The organism is Myxococcus sp. AS-1-15 (assembly GCF_020037055.1).
Classification (GTDB): Bacteria; Myxococcota; Myxococcia; order Myxococcales; family Myxococcaceae; genus Myxococcus; species Myxococcus fulvus.
In genome coordinates this window covers 43468-64001 of the sequence record NZ_JAIQDF010000016.1, presented here as the reverse complement: position 1 = coordinate 64001, position 20534 = coordinate 43468, and the positions used below count along the sequence as shown (strand labels likewise).

At 71.8% G+C, this 20534-nt stretch carries 17 protein-coding genes; all 17 read left to right on the top strand.

Annotated features, from left to right (window positions below; genetic code table 11):
• Positions 1–91 precede the first annotated feature (91 nt).
• The 17 genes from K8625_RS34105 (at position 92) to K8625_RS34025 (ending at position 20529) form a co-directional block, all read left to right on the top strand.
• On the top strand, positions 92–1582 hold the full coding sequence (locus tag K8625_RS34105; protein WP_223751508.1) for a hypothetical protein: 1491 nt from the start codon (positions 92–94) through the stop codon (positions 1580–1582).
• A gap of 436 nt (positions 1583–2018) precedes the next feature.
• Positions 2019–3548, top strand: coding sequence for a phage tail sheath subtilisin-like domain-containing protein (locus K8625_RS34100; protein WP_223785034.1), 1530 nt, complete (start codon positions 2019–2021; stop codon positions 3546–3548).
• Positions 3549–3563: 15 nt separating this feature from the next.
• Positions 3564–4091, top strand: a complete 528-nt coding sequence (locus tag K8625_RS34095; RefSeq protein WP_046712457.1) for a phage tail protein — start codon at positions 3564–3566, stop codon at positions 4089–4091.
• A 14-nt stretch (positions 4092–4105) separates the two neighbouring features.
• Complete coding sequence (locus K8625_RS34090) at positions 4106–4834, top strand: hypothetical protein (RefSeq protein ID WP_223785033.1); 729 nt, start codon at positions 4106–4108, stop codon at positions 4832–4834.
• A 926-nt stretch (positions 4835–5760) separates the two neighbouring features.
• On the top strand, positions 5761–6177 hold the full coding sequence (locus K8625_RS34085; RefSeq protein ID WP_223751505.1) for a hypothetical protein: 417 nt from the start codon (positions 5761–5763) through the stop codon (positions 6175–6177).
• Positions 6178–6379: 202 nt separating this feature from the next.
• The gene (locus tag K8625_RS34080; protein ID WP_223785032.1) at positions 6380–7582 is read left to right on the top strand and encodes a DUF4255 domain-containing protein; all 1203 of its coding nucleotides are present in this window, start codon (positions 6380–6382) and stop codon (positions 7580–7582) included.
• On the top strand, positions 7579–9561 hold the full coding sequence (locus K8625_RS34075; protein ID WP_223785031.1) for an ATP-binding protein: 1983 nt from the start codon (positions 7579–7581) through the stop codon (positions 9559–9561). The genes K8625_RS34080 and K8625_RS34075 overlap by 4 nt, the downstream gene beginning before the upstream one ends.
• Positions 9558–9830 (top strand): hypothetical protein, encoded by a 273-nt coding sequence (locus K8625_RS34070; protein WP_141328751.1) that lies wholly within the window; start codon positions 9558–9560, stop codon positions 9828–9830. Before K8625_RS34075 ends, K8625_RS34070 begins: the two co-directional genes overlap by 4 nt.
• A complete protein-coding gene (locus K8625_RS34065) occupies positions 9827–10468 on the top strand; it encodes a hypothetical protein (protein ID WP_223785030.1) in 642 nt (213 codons plus the stop codon). The genes K8625_RS34070 and K8625_RS34065 overlap by 4 nt, the downstream gene beginning before the upstream one ends.
• Positions 10469–10494: 26 nt before the next feature.
• The gene (locus K8625_RS34060; RefSeq protein ID WP_046712450.1) at positions 10495–10785 is read left to right on the top strand and encodes a hypothetical protein; all 291 of its coding nucleotides are present in this window, start codon (positions 10495–10497) and stop codon (positions 10783–10785) included.
• A 7-nt stretch (positions 10786–10792) separates the two neighbouring features.
• Positions 10793–11935, top strand: coding sequence for a hypothetical protein (locus K8625_RS34055; RefSeq protein ID WP_223751501.1), 1143 nt, complete (start codon positions 10793–10795; stop codon positions 11933–11935).
• Positions 11932–12480 (top strand): phage baseplate assembly protein V, encoded by a 549-nt coding sequence (locus K8625_RS34050; protein ID WP_141328757.1) that lies wholly within the window; start codon positions 11932–11934, stop codon positions 12478–12480. Before K8625_RS34055 ends, K8625_RS34050 begins: the two co-directional genes overlap by 4 nt.
• A 2-nt stretch (positions 12481–12482) precedes the next feature.
• A complete protein-coding gene (locus K8625_RS34045; RefSeq protein WP_141328759.1) occupies positions 12483–12806 on the top strand; it encodes a hypothetical protein in 324 nt (107 codons plus the stop codon).
• Between the two features lie 2 nt (positions 12807–12808).
• Positions 12809–13165, top strand: coding sequence for a GPW/gp25 family protein (locus tag K8625_RS34040; protein WP_223751500.1), 357 nt, complete (start codon positions 12809–12811; stop codon positions 13163–13165).
• A gap of 1 nt (position 13166) precedes the next feature.
• Positions 13167–15767: a putative baseplate assembly protein gene (locus K8625_RS34035; protein WP_223785029.1), complete on the top strand. Its 2601-nt coding sequence runs from the start codon at positions 13167–13169 to the stop codon at positions 15765–15767.
• Complete coding sequence (locus K8625_RS44675; RefSeq protein WP_223785028.1) at positions 15764–18343, top strand: putative baseplate assembly protein; 2580 nt, start codon at positions 15764–15766, stop codon at positions 18341–18343. Before K8625_RS34035 ends, K8625_RS44675 begins: the two co-directional genes overlap by 4 nt.
• Positions 18340–20529 (top strand): hypothetical protein, encoded by a 2190-nt coding sequence (locus K8625_RS34025; RefSeq protein WP_223785027.1) that lies wholly within the window; start codon positions 18340–18342, stop codon positions 20527–20529. Before K8625_RS44675 ends, K8625_RS34025 begins: the two co-directional genes overlap by 4 nt.
• Positions 20530–20534 lie beyond the last annotated feature (5 nt).

The window sequence follows — 20534 nt, the reverse complement described above, 5'->3', positions numbered from 1 at the left end:
CACCAGTTCGGTCTCGTGAGATGTGCCAGGGCGTTCAGCGCATCCCGCGGCCTCTCTAAGCTCGTGGCTCCGTCCAGGGAGCGTGATGCCCATGAAGGTCCACGAGCGGCCGCGCAACACCACGCACCACGCCGAAGCACACAAGCCTCGCGCCACCGCTGGCGACAGCCTGGAGTCTGCCTCGGGCGCACGCCAACGCACGCTGCAGCGGATGTTGGACCACCGGCCCGCGGTCCAGTCGCTGCTCCAGCGACAGCGCGACGCGGACCAGGGCGCGCGCGCGAGGACGTCGACCGCGCGGCCCGGCGGCGTGGTCCAGCGCTTCACCGAGGAGGCGGGCTATCGCATCTCCGCGAACCGCGCGTTCGCGCTGCCCGCCGAGAACGAGACGCAGCGGTTCTTCGCCACGCCCGCCCTCATCGAGCGGTCCAACCGCATCCTCGAGGCGATGGGCTCGCGCGTGAGGCTCCTCGCGGGAGACGACGCCCCCGAAGCACTGGCGGGAATGCAGTCCGTGACGCCCAGGGCGGTCGTCGCCGAGCAGCCCCTCTTCGACGTCCACGAGTGCATCGATGTGGCGGACCGCGTGACGAACTCGGGGCAGACCCACGCCCTCTACCAGGGCCCCGATGACGCCGACCTGGCCTTGCGCAGACAGAACCCCTACCCGGGGGCCGTCGGGGAGCTCAACCTCATCGCCCGGGAACTGACGAACCAGGAGGCGCCCACCCCTCAGGGTGTCGTCGCCGCCCAGGAAGCGCGCTTCGGAGAGGACGACTTGGAATCATTCCGCTTCACCTACGGGGACGGCCTCGAGGTCGAGACCAGCTCGCTGCAAGAGGCCTCCACGCTGCTGGAGGACGCCATCCCCAGCCAACCGCTGCGCCGGGCCTTGCTCAAGAACATCATGAAGGACCGGTATGAGTACCAGCCAGGCTTCCAGCAGTTCGCCGTGGAGGTGCTCACCCCGCTCATCCAGGCGGGCCATGTCGGGGAGGAGCTCGAGACCCAGGCGGGCTGGGCCACCCGGCTCGCCCAGCACCTCGATGCCCGCTTGGCGGACGACAGGAACGCCACGACGACGGCCTACCGGGAACTGCCCGAGCAGACGATGAGCGAGAGGAGCCGACGGATTGGCGTCAACGCCCACGCACGTCCCGAGGTCGGAGAGTCCTACGCCATCGTCGGCACCCGCGAGCGCACCGCCGAGGACCCACAGCAACTCTGGAGCTTCCACTTCGCGGCGGTGATCGCACGCGACGGCGAGGACAGCCTCACGCTCGAGAACTTCAACCGGGAGGATGACGCCGAGGGAACCTCACGGTGGTACTTCGACATGCAGGGCCCCGAGGCCCAGTCCTTCCACGCGAAGCACCAGGCCACCGTCGCGGGCGCGCTCACGCTGCGGATGGGCGCCCCCGCGACCGAGGAGCTCCGAGCGCAGGCCCTGGACCGACTCCCCGAAGGCACCTCCGAGGAGCTCACCGCGCGAATCCAGGAGGCCCGCACGCGCGCGGGGCTCGCCGCCATCCTCGCGGACGCGACAGGCACAGCGGACTCGGACGCCACCGACGAAACGTGACGCACCGCCACGCCCCCGCTGAAACGACTTTCGAAGGAATCTCTCCGCCGTCGTTCGTACAACGGTGGCCATGAATGAAGCCGTGTAACACACCGCATCCAATGTCTTGGATTGGTCCGGCGCACCCGACCCGTGACACATCCAAGCACCATAAGTAGAAACCACTACGACGGAATGAATGACTTTCCGTCGTGTTTCTGGCAGAGTCCCGAGACGTCGCCGAGCAGTGAGCCAGGATTCCGAGACCAGGGGGGTCGCGCGGTTTTCACGCGATAGGAATTGCCACGACGGCATGGATTGCCGCAACCCCTCCAGCTGAATGTGTCACCCGACGTGCGGGGTGCTCCCTGGGGACTGGGAGCACGCCGCGCGTAGCAGGGCTCTTGCCTCGTGAGTCGGGGCGGAGTCGACGAACCCGCAGAGGGAGGAGTCGTCCATGCCGGCAGCTCTCAGTTATCCGGGCGTCTATATCGAGGAGATTCCCAGTGGGGTCCGCACCATCACCGGGGTGCCCACGTCGATTACCGCCTTCGTCGGACGCGCGCTGCGCGGGCCGGTGAACGAGCCGGTGGTCTGCAACGGCTACGGTGACTTCGAGCGGAGCTTCGGAGGTCTGTGGGAGGACGGAGCGATGAGCTTCGCCGTCCGCGACTTCTTCCTCAATGGAGGCGGCCAGGCCGTCGTCGTCCGCCTGGACAACGGCTCGGAGACCGCGGACCTGAGCATCACCACCACCGAAGGCCCGCTGGTGCTGGAGGCGGCGAGCCCCGGCGCCTGGGGCGGCAAGCTCAGCGTGGTGGTGGACCACAACACCAAGAAGACGGGCGTTCCGGCCGTCGACGACCTGCTCTTCAACCTGACCGTCACCGACACGGGCACCCAGGTGACGGAGAAGTTCATCAACCTCTCCATCGACGCGGCCAGCGCGCGCTACTACCCGACGGTGCTCGCGCAGGGCTCCACGCTCCTGCGGGTGAGGACCCTGCCCGCCACCGCGGCCCGGCCTCCGGCGGGCACCTACACGCCCGCCGCGGCCGACGCGGGCACCAACGGCAGCGCGCTCACCCGCACCCACTTCACCCAGGCCGCGGGCCTGCGCGCGGACAAGAAGGGGCTGTTCGCGCTGGAGAAGGTGGATGTCTTCAACCTGCTGTGCATCGCGCCCCACACGCTGGGCGGCGACATCGAGCCGGAGCTGGCCACGGACGCGGCGGCCTACTGCGAGGAGCGCCGCGCCATCTTCATCGCCGACCCGCCGGCGGCCTGGGACAGCGTGGCGGACGCCGTCTCCGGCTTCAACGCCAGCAGCCTGCGCAGCAAGAACGCGGCGCTCTACTTCCCCCGGCTGGTGCAGGCCAACCCCCTGCGGGAGGGCCAGCTGGACACCTTCGCGCCCTGCGGCGCGGTGGCCGGCGTCATCGCCCGCACGGACACCCAGCGCGGCGTGTGGAAGGCGCCCGCGGGCCTGGACGCGCTGCTCACCGGCGTGCCCAAGCTGAGCGTGCCGCTCACGGACCCGGAGAACGGCCAGCTCAACCCGCTGGGCGTCAACTGCCTGCGCTCGCTGCCGGCCGCGGGCCGGGTGGTGTGGGGCGCGCGCACCACGCGCGGCAACGATTTGCTCGCCGACGAGTGGAAGTACCTGCCGGTGCGCCGGCTGGCGCTCAACATCGAGGAGAGCCTCTTCCGGGGCCTCCAGTGGGTGGTGTTCGAGCCCAACGACGAGCCGTTGTGGGCGCAGATCCGCCTCAACGTGGGCGCCTTCATGCAGAACCTCTTCCGGCAGGGCGCCTTCCAGGGCCAGACGCCGCGGGACGCGTACTTCGTCAAGTGCGACAAGGAGACGACGACGCAGAACGACATCAACCTCGGCGTGGTGAACATCGTCGTGGGCTTCGCGCCGCTCAAGCCGGCCGAGTTCGTGGTCCTCAAGCTCCAGCAGATGGCCGGCCAGGTCGCGGCGTAAAGGGAGACCCATTCCATGGCTCAGTTCAGCGTCAACGCGCAGCGTTTCGACCCGTACAAGAACTTCAAGTTCCGGGTGAAGTGGGATGGCCGCTACGTGGCGGGCATCAGCAAGGTGGGCGCGCTCAAGCGCACCACGGAGGTGGTGAAGCACCGCGAGGGCGGCGACCCCAGCAGCAGCCGCAAGTCCCCGGGCCGCAGCGAGTACGAGGCCATTACGCTGGAGCGCGGCGTCACCCACGACACCGAGTTCGAGCGCTGGGCGAACAAGGTCTGGAACTACGGCTCCGGGCTGGGCGCCGAGGTGTCCCTCAAGGACTTCAGGAAGGACATCATCCTGGAGGTCTACAACGAGGCCGGACAGCTGGCCATCTCCTACAAGCTCTACCGCTGCTGGGTGTCGGAGTACCAGGCGATGCCGGACCTGGACGCCAACGCCAACGCGGTGGCCATCCAGACGCTGAAGCTGGAGAACGAGGGCTGGGAGCGTGACTACGACGTCACCGAGCCCACCGAGCCCACCTTCAACGAGCCCAATCCCTGACGCACCGAGGCCCCATGCGCTCGCTGACGGCTTCGGAGCTGCTGGGCGCGTGGGAGGCGGGCTACCCGCACCCGTCCGCGGGGCGCGCGCTCGCGCTGCTGGGCGCGGCCTTCCCGGAGCGGAGCCTGGGCGAGCTGGCGCGGCTGCCGGTGGGGGCCCGGGACGCGCTGCTGCTGTCGTTGCGGGAGGGGACGTTCGGCGGGGCCATCTGGGGGCTGGTGGCGTGTCCGCGGTGCGCAGAGCAGGTGGAGCTGGCGTTCGAGGTGGGGGACATCCGCGTCCCCACGGCGGCGGCGCCGGAGGTGCTGGAGGTGGAGCGGGCGGGCCACGTGGTGCGGTTCCGGCTGCCGGACAGTCGGGACCTGGCGGCGCTGGCGGCGGGGCGGGAGCCGGCGGGGCCCGGGCAGATGCTGGCGCGGTGCGTGGTGGAGGCCCGTCGAGAGGGGGCGCACGTGGAGGTGCGGGAGCTGCCGGAGGACGTGGTGGGTGCCATCAGCTCGGCGATGGAGGCCGCGGATCCGCAGGCCCGCGTGGAGCTGGCCACGACGTGTCCCGGCTGTGGCCATGGCTGGGCGGCGGGGTTCGACATCGCGGAGTTCCTGTGGCGCGAGGTGGAGGCGTGGGCGCAGCGGCTGCTGCGTGACGTGCACACGCTGGCGAGCCTGTATGGCTGGTCCGAGGAGCACATCCTCGCGATGAGCCCCTGGAAGCGGCAGCGCTACCTGGAGCTGGTGGGGCGATGAGCGACTACTTGAGCCATCTGGTGGCCCGGCAGGTCCGTCCCACGGAGGGAGTCCGGCCTCGGAGTGCGTCGTACTTCGCGCCCGAGACGCGGGGCGTGGTGAGGGAGTTGGAGGAGACGTCAGGTGAAGCATCGCGTGCCCCGCTCGGCCAGGTCCGGCCTCACCGCGAACCTTGGAGCGCGGTGGGCCAGGTGCTCGCCGAGCCCCTGGGCACGCAGGCCCCCAGGTCCGGAGAGGCTCGGGACGGGGTGGGTCCGCTGCTCGGCGAGCCTCGGAGCCGTGGAGGCCCTGGCGTCGGTGAGGGGCACTTCGGACGCGGGCCCGAATCGACGGAGGCCGCGTCGAGGGGTGAGAGCTCCCGTGAGCGCGCGGAGGCCCTGGTGAGCGAGGGCCCCGCGCGACACCCCGGTCCGCGCGTGTCGACGGCTTCGGCCCTGGGCCCGCGCGCCGATGAGGGACGGGCCTCGGATTCGAGGGACCGCGACACCGCGACGGGGCTCAAGCAGTCGTCATGGAGCGCGGCGGGCACGCCACACGAGGGGCGCAAAGACGAGGCTCGGCATCAGCCGGGGTCCGCGTGGAACAGCGCGGACGGTGCCTTCACGCGTGAACCGCGTACGAGGACACCGGGTGCCGAGGGCGCCTTCACGCACGCACGCACGTCAGGGGAGGCGGGCGTCGCCCCGCGTGCAGGGACGTATGGGGAGTCAGGCGTCGTCCCGCGGGTGAGGACGTCGGGGGACGGGGGCCTTGCCTCGCGTGCGAGGTCGGCGCCGGGCGCGGAGGAGACCGACGCCGGGTCACCGCTCGCCCGCTCGACGGAGCATTCCGACGGTTCGGCGGCGTCCCCGTCTCGTCACGCGCGGCGAGCCGGGGAGCTCACGCCTCGCACGGAGCACGAGTCCTCGCGCGGCGAGGGGAGCATCATGCCTCGGGATGAGCCACTTCGCGCGGCACCTGGCGCGCACGAGGCGACTCGCGGGGGCATCACGGCCCTCGGGTTGTCCGTCGCGCTGGAGACGACGCGGGGCCTGGCTCGCGATTCGCTCGCGGAGGAGCAGGACCGCACGATGCGCCCCGCCTCGCCCGTTCGTCAGGCGCGCGCGCTCGCCGCGGCGCTCGAATCGGGCGAGGGCGACAGGGCGCGAGGCGGACAGGAGCCCCGCGCCGCACCGCCCTCCATGACGCAGGCACCGGAGGCCCCGGTCATCAACGTCACCATCGGTCGCATCGAGGTGCGCGCGGTGGCGCCCGCCGCGCCTCCTCGGGGCGTACCCGCGCGCCCCTCTGCGTCTCCGTCGCTGGAGGACTACCTCGCGCGCCGCAACGGAGGGGGCCGATGAACCGCCTCCCTCGCCGGACGATGGCCGCGCGCCACGCATTGTGCCTCGCACCGCGACGGGCGGCCTCACGCTGCGCGCACCCGACCTCATCCACGCGTCATGCGTCACGGGGGGCGTCCGGGCAGGCGAAGAGTCATCTCCTCCGACCCGGGATGGCCGCACGACATGCATCACGCCTCGCGCCTCGCCTGGGAGGTGGACGATGAGCAACTCGCTCTCCATCGCGACGGTGACGGCGACGCTGCGCACCCTCCTGTTCAACCACCTCCAGGTGGACACGCCGGACGTCACCGTCACCACGCTGCCTCCGGACAAGGCCCGCGCCCGGGACGCCACGCACCACCAGCTCAACCTCTTCCTCTTCCAGGTCGGTCACGACGCCGCGCTCCGCAACACGACCTTCCCGCCCCAGGTGAAGCCCGGCGAGTCGGGCCTCCCGCCCCTCGCGCTGCGGCTCACGTACCTGCTCACGCCCTACGCCCCGTCCGATGACGACGTGGAGAGCCACAAGCTGCTCGGCAAGGCGATGAGCGTCCTCCACGACCATCCGCTGCTCGGGTACGAGGAGCTCCGCGTCGCCGTCCCCGGCAACGACCTCCACCGTCAGGCCGAGCGCGTGCGCATCACCTCGGAGCCGCTCTCCCTGGAGGAGCTCTCCAAGCTCTGGACCATGTTCCAGACGCAGTACCGCGTCTCCGTCGTCTACCAGGTCTCCGTCGTCCTCATCGAGAGCACCCGCCCGCGCGCGACGCCGCTCCCCGTGCTGCGCCCCGTCCTCTCCGTCCAGCCGGACACCCTGCCCCCCTTCCCCCTGCTCGAGGCCATCACGCCTCCACAGCAGCAGGCCAGCGCGCGCCTGGGGGACGTGCTCGTGCTCACCGGCCACGACCTCGCGGGCAACACCGTGGGCGTGCGCTTCCAGCATCCGCTCTGGACCACGCCGGTGACACGTCCCGCCGCCGACGTCACCGCCGCGCGGCTCACCACCTCCATCCCGAATGACGCGGTCAACTGGCCCGCGGGCACCTACGCCGTGTCCGTCATCGTCACCGACACGAACGGCGTCGAGCACGCCTCTCCCGCCCTGCCGCTCACGCTCGCCCCGCGCATCCTCTCGCTCGCGCCCTCGCCCGTGCCGCGCGGCCCCGATGGCGAAATCACGCTCACCGCCACCTTCGGCCCGCACGTCCGTCCGGACCAGCGCGTGTCCCTGCTCCTCGGTGGCCAGGAACTCCCCGCGCCCGAGCGCGTCGCCGCCGTGGACAACCTCACCTTCACCGGACGCGGGTTCAACGCGGGCGACCACCACGTCCGGCTGCGCGTGGACGGCGTGGACTCGCTCCTCATCGACCGGAGCCAGACCCCGCCCGTGTTCGACCCCACCCAGCGGGTGAGCGTCACATGAGCACCTCCGCGCCGACCACCTGGCAGGAGGCCAACCAGCGTCAGCTCACCGCCGCGCTCGCGGTGGTGCGCGCGCGGCTGCTCCAGCAGGTGCGCGCGACGGGCGATGAGTCCCTCCCCGCCGAGGGGAGCGACATCGACGCCGCCCTGGCCGCGCTCGCGCAGGCGGGCTCCGCGATGCCGGCCCCGTCCGCGCTGGAGAACCTGTGCGAGACCTTCCAGCTCTCCCCCTTCGAGCGCGACATCCTGCTGTGCTGCGCGAGCGTGGAGCTGGGCACCGGCTTCGGGGCGCTGTTCGCCGCCGTGAACCGGGACCCGCGGCGCCCCTGGCCCACGTTCGGCCTGGCCCTGTCGATGTTGCCGGACGCGCACTGGAGCGCCCTCACCCCCGTGGCCGCCCTGCGCCGCTGGGAGCTGCTCACCCTCGCGCCGGAAGACGGCCTCACCACGAGTCCCCTGCGCATCGACGAGCGCGTCCTCCACTACCTCACCGGCCTGTCGTACCTGGACCGCCGGCTCCAGGAGCTCGTCTCGCCCGTCCCCGCGCAGGCCCCGCCGCCGCCCTCGCACCAGGAGCTCGCCGAGCGGATGTACCGACTCTGGGAGCGCGAGGCGAGCGCCGCCGTCATCCAGCTGTGCGGCGTGGAGTCCGAAGGCGCGCGCGCCATCGCCAGCACGGCCTGCGCGGCCCTGGGGCTGCAGCTCCACGTCGCGCGCGCGAGCCAGCTCCCCCTCGGCGCCGAGGAGCGAGGGATGCTCGCCCGGCTCTGGGAGCGCGAGGCCCTGCTGATTGGCAGCGGCCTGCTCATCGAGTGTGACGACGGCACCAGCGCCGAGTCGCTCCGCGCCGCGAGCGCCTTCGCCGAGCAGGTGCAGGGCATGGTCATCCTCGCCGCGCGCGAGCCCATGCGCCTGAGAGGCCGCGCGTCGCTGCCGCTGGAGGTGAAGCGGCCCACGCGAGTCGAACAGCAGGCGCTGTGGACCGGAGCGCTCGGGCCCGAGGGTGTCCTGCTCAACGGCGCGCTGGAGCGAATCACCCAGCAGTTCGACCTGCCCCTGCACGCCATCCGCGCCGCCAGCCTGGAGGTGCGCGAGCAAGGCCCCTTCGACGACGAGGGCGCGCTGGGCGCGGTCCTCTGGAACGCCTGCCGCGTGCAGTCGCGTCCCCGGCTGGAGGACCTGGCGCGCAGGCTGGAGCCGACCGCGGGCTGGGAGGACCTGGTGCTCCCGCCGGACAAGAAGGCCATCCTCAAGGAGATCGCCGCCGCCGTGCGCCAGCGCACGCGCGTGTACGAGACGTGGGGCTTCGCCTCCAAGGGCGCGCGCGGCCTGGGCATCAGCGCCCTGTTCGCCGGCGCCAGCGGCACCGGCAAGACGATGGCCGCGGAGGTGCTCGCGCTGGAGCTGGGCCTGGACGTCTACCGCATCGACCTGAGCCAGGTGGTCAGCAAGTACATCGGCGAGACGGAGAAGAACCTGCGCCGCGTGTTCGACGCCGCGCAGGAGGGCGGCGCCATCCTCCTGTTCGACGAGGCCGACGCCCTGTTCGGCAAGCGCTCGGAGGTCCGCGACAGCCACGACCGCTACGCCAACATCGAGGTGAGCTACCTGCTCCAGCAGATGGAGTCGTACGGGGGCCTGGCCATCCTCACCACCAACATGAAGGACGCGCTGGACACGGCCTTCCTGCGCCGGCTGCGCTTCGTGTTGCAGTTCCCCTTCCCGGACGCCGCCCAGCGCGCGGACATCTGGCGGCGCATGTTCCCCGCCGCCACGCCGACGGAAGGCCTGGACGTCGCGCGCCTGGCCCGGCTCAGCGTCACCGGCGGCAACATCCGCACCATCGCCCTCAACGCCGCGTTCCTGGCCGCCGACGCCAACGAGCCGGTGCGGATGGCCCACCTCCAGCGCGCGGTGCGCTCGGAGTTCAGCAAGCTCGACAAGCCCTTGGCGGAGGCCGAGGTCTCGGGGTGGACATGACGACGCCACGACACATCTGCCTGCACATCGACGAGCTGGTGCTCCACGGCGTCCCCGCCTCCCACCGCGAGCAGGTGGGCGAGGCCGTGCGCGTGGAGCTGACGCGCCTGCTCACCGAGCGGGGCCTGCCCCAGGGCCTGTCCGGCGCCGTGCCGCGCGTGGACGCGGGCGCCATCCACACGAGGCCCCACGCCGCGCCCCAGTCGCTGGGCGTCCAGGTGGCGCAGGCGGTGTACGCGGGCCTGGGCCAGGGAGGACCGACGCGATGAGCTCGTTCCCTCGCACCCCGCGCACGCAGCGCGGCGCCATCGTCGGGTTGGACCCGTTCAACCCCGTCGCGAGCCTGGTGGTGTTCCAATACAACCCGGACACCATGACGCGCACGCTGACGCCCCAGATGTCGGGCGAAGGCGGGGACCGCACGGAGGCGCTCAGGCTCAAGGGCGCGCCCGTGGAGAACATCCGCGTGGAGGTGGAGATAGACGCCACGGACCAGCTCGCCCAGGGGGACGCGCTGGCCGGCAGCGTGGGCATCTACCCGCAGCTGTCCTCGCTGGAGATGCTCGTCTACCCCAAGTCCGCGCAGGTCATCCTCAACGCCGTGCTGATGCAGGTGGGCACGCTGGAGGTCGTCCCCGCCACCGCGCCCTTGACGCTCTTCGTCTGGGGCCCCAAGCGCGTGCTGCCGGTGAAGCTCACCGAGTTCACCATCACCGAGGAAGCCTTCGGCCCGAACCTCAACCCCATCCGCGCCAAGGTGTCCCTGGGGCTGCGCGTGCTCTCGTACAACGATTTGCCCCTCACGCACCCCGGCTACGCCCTCTTCCTCACGCACCAGGTCGTCAAGGAAGCCCTGGCCGTCGTCGGCAGCGTCTCCGGCGTGGCCAACGCCTCGCTGCCTCGCTGAAGCCCCTTCGTCACCCGGGAGTCACCATGCTCGACCCCACCAGCCGCTACGCGAATCTCGAGACCGCCACCCTCACGCTGCCCGACGGGCGCGTGGCGGCCTACAAGCGCCGCCGCTTCATCCCCGCGGGCAACGCGCTCAAGGTCCTGGCCGAGGTCACCGTCACCGAGGGAGACCGGCTGGACCTGCTCACCCACCGGACGCTGGGAGACCCGGAGCACTTCTGGCGCGTGTGCGACGCCAACGACACGCTCAACCCCTTCGAGCTGATGCGGGAGACGGGCTCCGTGGTGCGTATCGCCATGCCGGAGTTCTGAGCGCGCGATGAGCCTGCTGGGAATCCATCTCACCTTGCTGGTGGGCCCCACGGTGGCGGTGCCCGCGCCCGCGTCGTTCATGGAGGCCCTCCAGAACGTGGAGGTCACCCACAACGACGAGGGCCGCTCGGGCTTCCAGCTCACCTTCGGCGTGGGCCGGGCGGGGGCCATGGACCTGCTCGACTACGGGCTGGTGGGCCACCCGCTGCTCAAGCCCATGAACCGGGTGGTGCTGCTGGTGACGTTCAACGTGGTGCCCCAGGTGCTCTTCGACGGCATCATCACCCACCGCACGCTCACGCCCTCCCATCAGCCGGGCGCCTCCACGCTCACCGTCACCGGTGAGGACATCAGCGTGGCCATGGACCTGGAGCAGAAGGTCCACGAGCACCCCGCGCAGGTGGAGCCCATCATCATCGCGCAGCTCGTGCTGGGCTACGCGCAGTACGGCCTGGTGCCGGTCATCATCCCGCCGCCCACGCTGGACGTGCCGCTGCCCATCTACCGCACGCCCGTCTTCCGAGGCACCGACTACGCCTACCTGCAGGAGATGGCCAGCCGCTACGGCTACGTCTTCCACGTCACCCCCGGCCCCGCGCCGCTGATGAACACCGCGTACTGGGGCCCGCCCAACCGGCTGGGCATCCCCCAGCGGGCGCTCTCGGTGAACCTGGGCGCGCAGACCAACGTGGACTCGCTCGACTTCCAGTACAACGCGCTGGCGCCCACCACGGTGAAGGGCCAGGCCATCGTCTTCGGCCGCGCGCTGCCGGTGCAGACCTTCGCCAGCCTCCGCGTCCCGCCGCTGGCGAGCCAGCCCGCGCTGCTCACCCAGTCCAGCGTGCGCACGTCGCTGCTGGAGGACGTACCGGACGGCGCGGGCTACCTCGCCGCGTTCGCCCGGGCGCAGGGGCAGACGGACGCCTCCACGGACCAGGTGCTCACGGGCTCCGGGGAGCTGGACGCCACGCGCTACGGCGACGTGCTGCGCCCCCGGGGGCTCGTCGGCGTGCGCGGCGCGGGCTTCCAGCACGACGGCTTCTTCTACGTGCGCAACGTCACCCACTCCATCCGCCCCGGTGAGTACAAGCAGCGCTTCACCCTCACGCGCGAGGGTGCCGGGGCGCTCACTCCGGTGGTGCCGCCATGAGCTCCTACTTCGGGAAGTACCGCGGCGAGGTCGTCAACAACATCGACCCCCTGATGATGGGCCGCGTGCAGGTGAAGGTCCCCACCGTCCTGGGCGACAGCCAGCTGGGCTGGGCCATGCCGTGCATGCCGTACGGCGGCAGCGGCAAGGGCTTCTTCGCGGTGCCCGCGGTGGGCGCCAAGGTCTGGGTGGAGTTCGAGCGCGGGGACTTGAACTACCCCATCGTCGCCGGCTGCTTCTGGGGCGAGGGCGAGGCGCCCGCCACGCCGGGCCTGCCCACCACCAAGGTGTGGAAGACGGACGCCGTCACCGTGAAGCTCGACGACCTGCCGGGCGCGGGGGGCTTGAGCATCGAGGTGAGCCCGCCCGCGGTGCCCATGCCGCTGAAGGCGACCTTCACGGCGGCCGGCATCGAAATCAACCACGGGGGCACGGCCAAGGTGGTGCTCAGCGCCACCGGCATCGAGCTGTCCTTCGGCGCCGCCAACATCAAGCTCGGCCCCACGGGCGTCAACGTCAACAACGGCGCGCTGGAGGTCATCTAGCCATGGGAGCCTTCGTCGTCCACGTCGGAGCCACGGTGATGTGTCCGCACGGGGGCCAGGTGCAGACGATGCCCGGCAACCCGCGCGTGAAGGTGGGCGGGCAGTTCGTCGCCACCATGGCGGACCAGTACCTGGTGACGGGCTGCACCTTCCCGCCACAGAGCGGAGGGCCGTGCGTGCAGGTGAAGTGGATGGTGCCCTCGGTGCGCGTGCGCGTGGGGGGCCAGTTCGTCATCCTGCAGAACAGCGTGGGGATGTCCCTGGGGGCCGCGCCCCTGGGGCCGCCGCAGGTGGTGATGACGCAGGTCCGCGTGAGGGGGACCTGACCATGCACATCGCCTTCCCCTATCGCCTGGATGGACGGGGCCGCACGGCGGACGCGGACCTGGACACGCACGTGCGGCACCTCATCGAGCAGGTGCTCTTCACCTCGCCCGGTGAGCGCGTCAACCGGCCCACCTTCGGCACGGGCCTGGGGCAGCTCGTCTTCGCGCCCAACAGCTCGGAGCTGGCCACCGCCACGCAGTTCCTGGTGCAGGGCGCGCTCCAGCAGTGGCTGGGGGACCTCATCCAGGTGGAGGCGGTGGAGACGCACAGCGAGGAGGCCGCCCTCCAGGTGACGGTGCGCTACGTGGTGCGCCGCACCCAGCAGCGCCAGACGGCGCAGTTCTCACGGGAGCTCTGACATGGGCGCGCGCTACGTCTGCCAGAGCGAGCAGCGACGCCGGTTGGTGGAGGCCCACCCCACCTTCAACGGCATCGACTACCTGGAGGTCCTGGACGAGGAGGCCGCCACCCTCGAGCTGGAGCGCCAGCGCACGCTGTGGGTGCGCTGCTACAAGCCGCTGCCCGTCACCATCAGCGCGGACAACGTGGGAATCACCGGCGGCGTGCGCCTGAAGGACATCGGCGTCGCGCTCGCGTTCCGCATGGACCAGCCGCCGCCGGACCCGCTCACCACCCAGGCCGAGCGCGATGAGTACGCGCGGCGCGTGGCGCTGGACGTGGAGAACGGCACGACGGAGACGCAGCAGACGCTGGTGGTGCGCACCACGTCCTCCGGCGACTTCTCCACGTACACGCTCGCGCTCCTGCGGGGCTTCCTGGACACGGTGCCCCTGGAGGGCTTCGACGCCCTGTTGTCGCGCGTGGACTTCACCTTCAAGGTGGAGTGCCCGAGCGAGTTCGACTGCGCCCCGCCGAAGTCCGCCGTCACGCCGGACGGCGTGGACCCGACCCTCGACTACCTCACGCGCGACTACGCCAGCTTCCGGCGGCTGCTCCTCGACCGGCTGTCGGAGGTGGCGCCGCAGTGGAAGGAGCGCAACCCCGCGGACCTGGGCGTGACGCTGGTGGAGCTGATGGCCTACTCGGCCGACTACCTCAGCTACTACCAGGACGCGGTGGCCACCGAGGCGTACCTGGGCACCGCGCGCAAGCGCACCTCCGTGCGCCGCCACGCGCGGCTGCTCGACTACCCCATGCACGACGGCGGCAACGCCCGCGCGTGGGTGACGGTGAGCCTCACGCCCGATGCCGAGGGCACGACGCTGGCCGGCCCCACCGAGGTGACGCCCGGCACGGTGTTCCTCACCACCGTGGACGCGCCCCGCGTGGTGGACGCCCGGCAGCTCCAGGCCGCCATCGTCTCCGGCGCGGAGGTGTTCGAGTCGCTCCACCCCACCACGCTCTACTCGGGCCACGGCCGCATCACCTTCCACACCTGGGGTGAGGACCGCTGCTGCCTTCCCCGGGGCGCCACGGCGGCCACGCTGCTCAACCCGCCCTCGCCCGCGGACCCGACGAAGAAGACCTTCACGCCGGAGAACTTCTCCGAGGGCAAGGTGCTCATCCTGGAGGAGGCGCGCGGCTCTCAGACGGGGCGCGCCGTGGACGCGGACCCGTCCCGCCGCCACGCGGTGCGGCTGACGCAGGTGGCCTTCGGCGAGGACCCGCTGCTCGGCGTGGACGTGGTGGAGGTGTCCTGGCACACCGAGGACGCGCTGCCCTTCGAGCTGTGCCTGTGGACCGTCACCGTCCCCCACGACTCCACCGGGGAGAAGGAGGACGTGCCCGGCCAGCCCGCGCCGGTGAGCGTGGCGCGCGGCAACGTGGTGCTGGTGGACCATGGGCGCACGCTGACGGAGGAGCTGCCCGCCGTGCCCGGGACAGGGGGCTACCGTCCCCGACTGTCGCGTGGCCCGCTCACCCAGGTGTCGCGGGTGGAGGGCGGCCGCGCGGTGGACCCCACCGCGTCCGCCACCGCCGCGCTGCGCTCCGCGCCGGAGGAGTCCCTGCCCGCGCTCTGGCTGCGCGAGGCGGAGAGCGGCCGCGTCTGGGTGCCGCGCCGCACGCTGCTCAACAGCGGCCGCTTCAGCCGGGAGCTGGTGGCCGAGGTGGAGGACGACGGCCGGGCCCGCCTGCGCTTCGGCGACAACGTGCTCGGCGAGCGCCCCGGCGCCGGCGTGGGGATGACGGCCACGTACCGCATCGGCAACGGCGTCGCGGGCAACGTGGGCGCGGAGTCGATTTCGCATGTGTACTCGCCCGTGGGCGGCGCGTGGCGCGACGGCATCCTCCGCGTGCGCAACCCCCTGCCGGCGCAGGGCGGCGTGGAGCCGGAGGCCGTGGAGCGGGTGCGCATCGACGCGCCGGAGGCCTTCCGCATCCAGCAGCGCGCGGTGACGGAGGAGGACTACGCGGAGGTGGCCCAGCGCCACCCCGAGGTGCAGCGCGCGGTGGGCAGCCTGCGGTGGACGGGGAGCTGGCACACCATGTTCATCACCGTGGACCGACGCGGCGGCTTCCCGGTGGACGCGGACTTCTCCGAGCGGCTCACCACCTTCCTGGAGCGCTTCCGGCTGGCCGGGTACGACCTGCGCGTCGACGCGCCCCTCTTCGTCCCGCTGGACATCGCGATGACCGTCTGCGTGCTGCCGGGCTACCTGGCCGCCAACGTGAAGGCCGCGCTGCTGGAGGTCTTCGGCAACGGGGAGCTTCCCGATGGCCGTCGCGCGTTCTTCCACCCGGACAACTTCACCTTCGGCGAGCCGGTGTACCTGAGCCAGCTGGTGGCCACGGCGATGAAGGTCCCCGGCGTGGCGTGGGTGGAGACGGAGGACGCGCCGGGCAAGCCGCAGCGCTTCCGGCGCTTCGGGCAGGTGCCTCGCGACGAGTGGAAGAACGGGCTCATCGCCATGGACCGGCTGGAGATTGCCCGGCTCGACAATGACCCGAGCCAGCCGGAGAACGGCAAGCTCGACTTCTACATGCAGGGGGGCCTGTGAGCACGTCCATCAAGGGCTCTGGGGACTGCGACGCGTGCGAGGCGCAAGGCGCGGCGGAGGCGGCGCCGCTGTACAACCGCCCCGGCCAGCCCGCGCTCGCGTACCGCATCGGCACGCACTCCAGCTTCTTCCAGCGCATGCTCGCGCGCCTGCCGCGGGAGTTCCTGCCGGACGGGGAGTTCGCCGGCACCCGGCCGCTGGCGGCGCTGTCCACGCGTGGCACCGAGGATTTGTCCATCGCGATGCTGGACGCGTGGGCCACGGCCGCCGACGTGCTGACGTTCTACCAGGAGCGCATCGCCAACGAGGGCTTCCTGCGCACCGCCACGGAGCGGCGCTCGGTGCTGGAGCTGGCGCGGCAGCTCGGCTACGAGCTCAAGCCCGGCGTCGCCGCGAGCACGCACCTGGTCTTCACCGTGGAGACGGCGCCCGGCGCGCCCTCGCGCGTCCAGGTGCCGGTGGGCGTGCAGGTGCTCAGCATCCCCGGCCAGGACGCGCGGCCCCAGACGTTCGAGACCACCGAGGCGCTGGAGGCGCGCGCGGAGTGGAACCTGCTCCGGGTGCCCAGGACGCAAGCCCAGCCGCTCTTGCGCGGGGAGAGCACGCTGTACCTGCGCGGCCTGCAGCCCGGCATCCAGCCCGGCGACGCGCTGCTGCTCGTGGGCGAGGAGCGCGAGCGCCAGCCGGGCAGCGAGCAGTGGGACCTGCGCTGGGTGAAGACCGTCACCCAGGTGCCGAACCCGAAGGAGCCCGAGCTCAACCACACCGTGGTGACGTGGGAGCCGGGGCTGGGCAGCGAGACGCCGCGCATGGACCCGGCGGACCACCCGCGCGCCTTCGTGCTGCGGCTGCGCGGCAACCTGTTCGGCTACAACGCGCCGTCCTTCAAGGCGATGCCGGACGACATCAAGCAGCGCTACAACCCGGACTACCGCCCCGGCGACGGGCGCTTCACCCAGTGGCCCCAGTTCGAGAACACCACCGCGGTGCAGGGAATCGTGGACCTGGACCGCGAGTACCCCACGCTGGTGCACGGCAGCTGGGTGGCGCTCTGGAAGTCGCGCTACGTGGAGCTCTACCGCATCACCGACATCCAGCCCTGGGCGCGGGAAGACTTCACGATGACCGCCAAGGTGACGCGGCTGACGTTCGACACCAACGAGCACCTGTCCTACTTCCCGCTGCGCAGCACCGTCGTGCTCGCGCAGAGCGAGGAGCTGCCCATCGGCGAGATGCCGCGGACGGACGCGGTGCAGGGCGACTCCATCGAGCTGGACCGCGCGGTGGCGGGCCTGGAGCCCCAGCACGTGCTGCTCATCGAGGGCAGGACGCTCGTGGACGGGCAGTCGGGCGAGTGGCTGCGGCAGGTGGTGGCGTTGGACCGCGCGGAGGCGCTCCCGGACGGACGCACGCGGCTGGTGCTCCAGGAGCCCCTGGCCGCGCCGCTCGCGCGCGACACGGTGCTCATCCACGGCAACGTGGCGCCCTCCACGCACGGCGAGACGGTGCGCGAGGTGCTGGGCGGCGGTGACGGCTCGCGCACGCATCAGCGCTTCGTGCTGCGCAAGCCGCCGCTCACCTACGTGGCGGCGCCCACCGACACCGGCGGAGAGAGCACGCTGGAGATCCGGGTGAACGGCGTGCTGTGGAAGGAGGTGCCCACGCTCTTCGGCCAGGACGAGCGCGCCGAGGTCTACATGGTGCGCCTGCAGGACGACGGCACGGTGGTGGTGACGTTCGGCGACGGCGTGTCCGGCGCGCGCCTGCCCACGGGTCAGGAGAACATCACCGCGGTGTACCGCTCCGGCATCGGTCCGGAGGGCGAGGTGGACTCCGGGCAGCTCGCGCTCCTCAAGGTGCGCCCGCTGGGCATCCGCGAGGTGGGCAACCCGCTGCCCGCCACCGGGGCCGCCGCGCCGGAGTCGCGGGACGAGGCGCGCGACAACGCCCCCGCGTCGGTGCTGACGCTGCGCCGCGTGGTGTCGCTGCAGGACTACGAGGACTTCGCCTCCACCTTCGCGGGCATCGGCAAGGCCCAGGCCGCGGACCTCACCAACGGCGAGCGCATCCTCGTGCACGTCACCGTGGCCGCGAACAACGGCGAGCCGGTGGAGCCGGGGACCCAGCTGCACGAGAGCCTGGAGGAGGCCCTGCGCGCGCACCACGACCCGGTGCGCCAGTTCGCGCTCTCCTCCTACGAGCGGCTCTACTTCGCCGTGGAGGCCCGGCTGCGGCTGGACACACGCTACCTGCCCGAGGACGTGCTCGCCCGGGCGGAGGCCGCGCTGCGCGAGGCGTTCTCCTTCGAGCGGCGCCAGTTCGCCCAGGCGGTGAGCGGCGCGGAGGTCATCCGCGTCCTCCAGGACGTGCCGGGCGTGGTGATGGTGGACCTGGAGCGGCTGCACCCGACGACGCCCTTCATCCCGGAGCAGAAGCTGTTCTCGGTGATTCGCGCGCGCGGCGCCCGCTGGGAGCGCACGCTCCTGCGGCCCGCGCAGCTGCTCCTGCTGGACCCGTCGCTCCAGGGTGAGCGGCGGGGCGTGACGCTGGTGCACGACCTGGAGGTGAGCCCGTGACGCCCTCGCCCAGGGACAGGCTGTACAAGCTGCTGCCCGCCATCCACCGCGCCAAGGACACGCTGCAGGGCGAGCCGTTGCGCGCGCTCCTGGCCATCATGGAGCACGAGCTGCTGGCGCTCGAGGAGGACATCGGCCAGCTCCACGACAACTGGTTCATCGAGACGTGCCAGGAGTGGGTGGTGCCGTACATCGGCGACCTGCTCAAGGTGCGCGACCTGGTGCCCGTGGACCCGGGCCTCTTCAGCCAGCGCGCCTACGTGGCCAACACCCTGGCGTACCGGCGCCGCAAGGGCACCGCGGCCATGCTGGAGCAGCTCGCGCGCGACGTGACGGGCTGGCCCGCGCGCGCCGTGGAGTTCTTCCAGCGCGTGGGCACGACGCAGTACCTCAACCACCCGCGCCTGACGAGCCTGCGCACGCCGGACCTGCGCGACGCCAACGCGCTGGAGCTGGTGGGCACCCCGTTCGAGAACGCCACCCGCACCGTGGACGTGCGCCACATCGACAACCAGCGCGGCCAGCACAACCTGCCCAACGTGGGCCTCTTCCTGTGGCGGCTGGAGTCCTATCCCGTCGTGCTCGCGCCCGCGTACCGGGTGCTCCCGGCCTCCGAGCCCGGCGCCACCGAGGAGGGGCTCTTCCGCTTCGACGCGCTCGGCTGCGACACGCACCTGTTCAACCTGCCGCAGTCGGAGACGACGCTCAGCTCGCTGGCCGGGGAGCTCAACGTGCCGACGCCGCTGCGCCGCCGGCCGCTGTATGACGAGCTGGAGGCCCGCCGCGCCGCGCTCGCCCGGGGCCAGACGCCCGAGCAGCGCTACTTCGGCGCCACCCCGCCCTTCACGCTCCACCTGGACGCGGGGCCCGGCGCGTTCGAGGCCATCTCCCCGGACGAGGTCCTCATCTGTGACCTGTCCACCTGGCACCGCCCGCCCGCCACGCTGCCCTACCCGCCGCTGGACCCGAGCCTGCCGCCGGTGAACCGGAGCATCCGCGTCGCGGTGGACCCGGTGAACGGGCGGCTCGCCTTCGCCGAGGGGCTGCCGGTGCCCACGGCGCTGTCGGTCAGCTACGCGTATGGCTTCAGCAGCGAGGTGGGCGGCGGCTTCTATGACCGCCAGGAGACGCTGCTCCCGCTGGAGCAGCGCGGCGCCTGGCGCGTCGACACGCGCGTGGGCCCCTACACCACGCTCGCCTCGGCCTTGAGCGCGAGCAGCGCCAGCGGGGACGCGCTGGTGGAGGTGCTCGACAGCGAGCGCTATCCGCTGGCCACGCTGGACGTGGCGGCGGGCTCGCGGCTGGAGCTGCGGGCCGCCAACCTCCAGCGCCCCGTCATCGACCTGCAGGGCGGCCGGGGGCTGATACGACTGGGAGAGGGCGCCACGCTGGTGCTCAGCGGACTGCTCGTGCGCGGCGGCGTGCTGGAGGTGCAGGCCGCGGACAACGCCACGCTGGACTTGCGCCACTGCACGCTCGTGCCCGGACAGGACCTGCTGCCGGACGGCCAGCCGCGCACCACCGAGCCGAGCCTGGTGGTGAAGGGCGAGAAGGACGGCGACTGCACCGTGCTCCTGCATCGCTGCATCACCGGCCCCGTGCGCACGGGCCGCGCCACCGTGCTGCGGCTGGAGGACTGCATCGTGGACGGGCTGGGAGGCCCCGCGCTCCAGGGACTGCCCACACCTCCGGGGCCGCTGCTCCCCGAGGAGGAGGACCTGGAGGCGGAGGGCCTCACGGGCACGCTCCACGTGCTCGCCAGCACGGTGCTCGGCACCGTGGAGACCACGGTGCTGGAGCTGGCCAGCGACAGCCTCTTCACGGGCCGGGTGAACGTGGTGCAGCGGCAGAAGGGCTGCATGCGCTTCTGCTACGTGCCGCCCGGCTCGCACGTGCCCCAGCGCTTCCGCTGCCAGCCCGCGTACGCGGAAGGGACGCCCGAGGACGTGCGGCTGGAGCTCGAGCGCCGCGTGAAGCCCGTCTTCACGTCGGACCGCTACCTGGAGCCGGGCTACTGCCAGCTCCGCGACGACACCGATTCGGGCATCCGCCGGGGTGCCAGTGACGAGGGGGAGATGGGCGTGTTCCACCACCTCCAACAACCGCAGCGCGAGGCCAACCTGCGCGCCAGCCTGACCGACTACCTGCGCTTCGGACTCGAGGCCGGGTTCTTCTTCGTGACCTGAGGAGA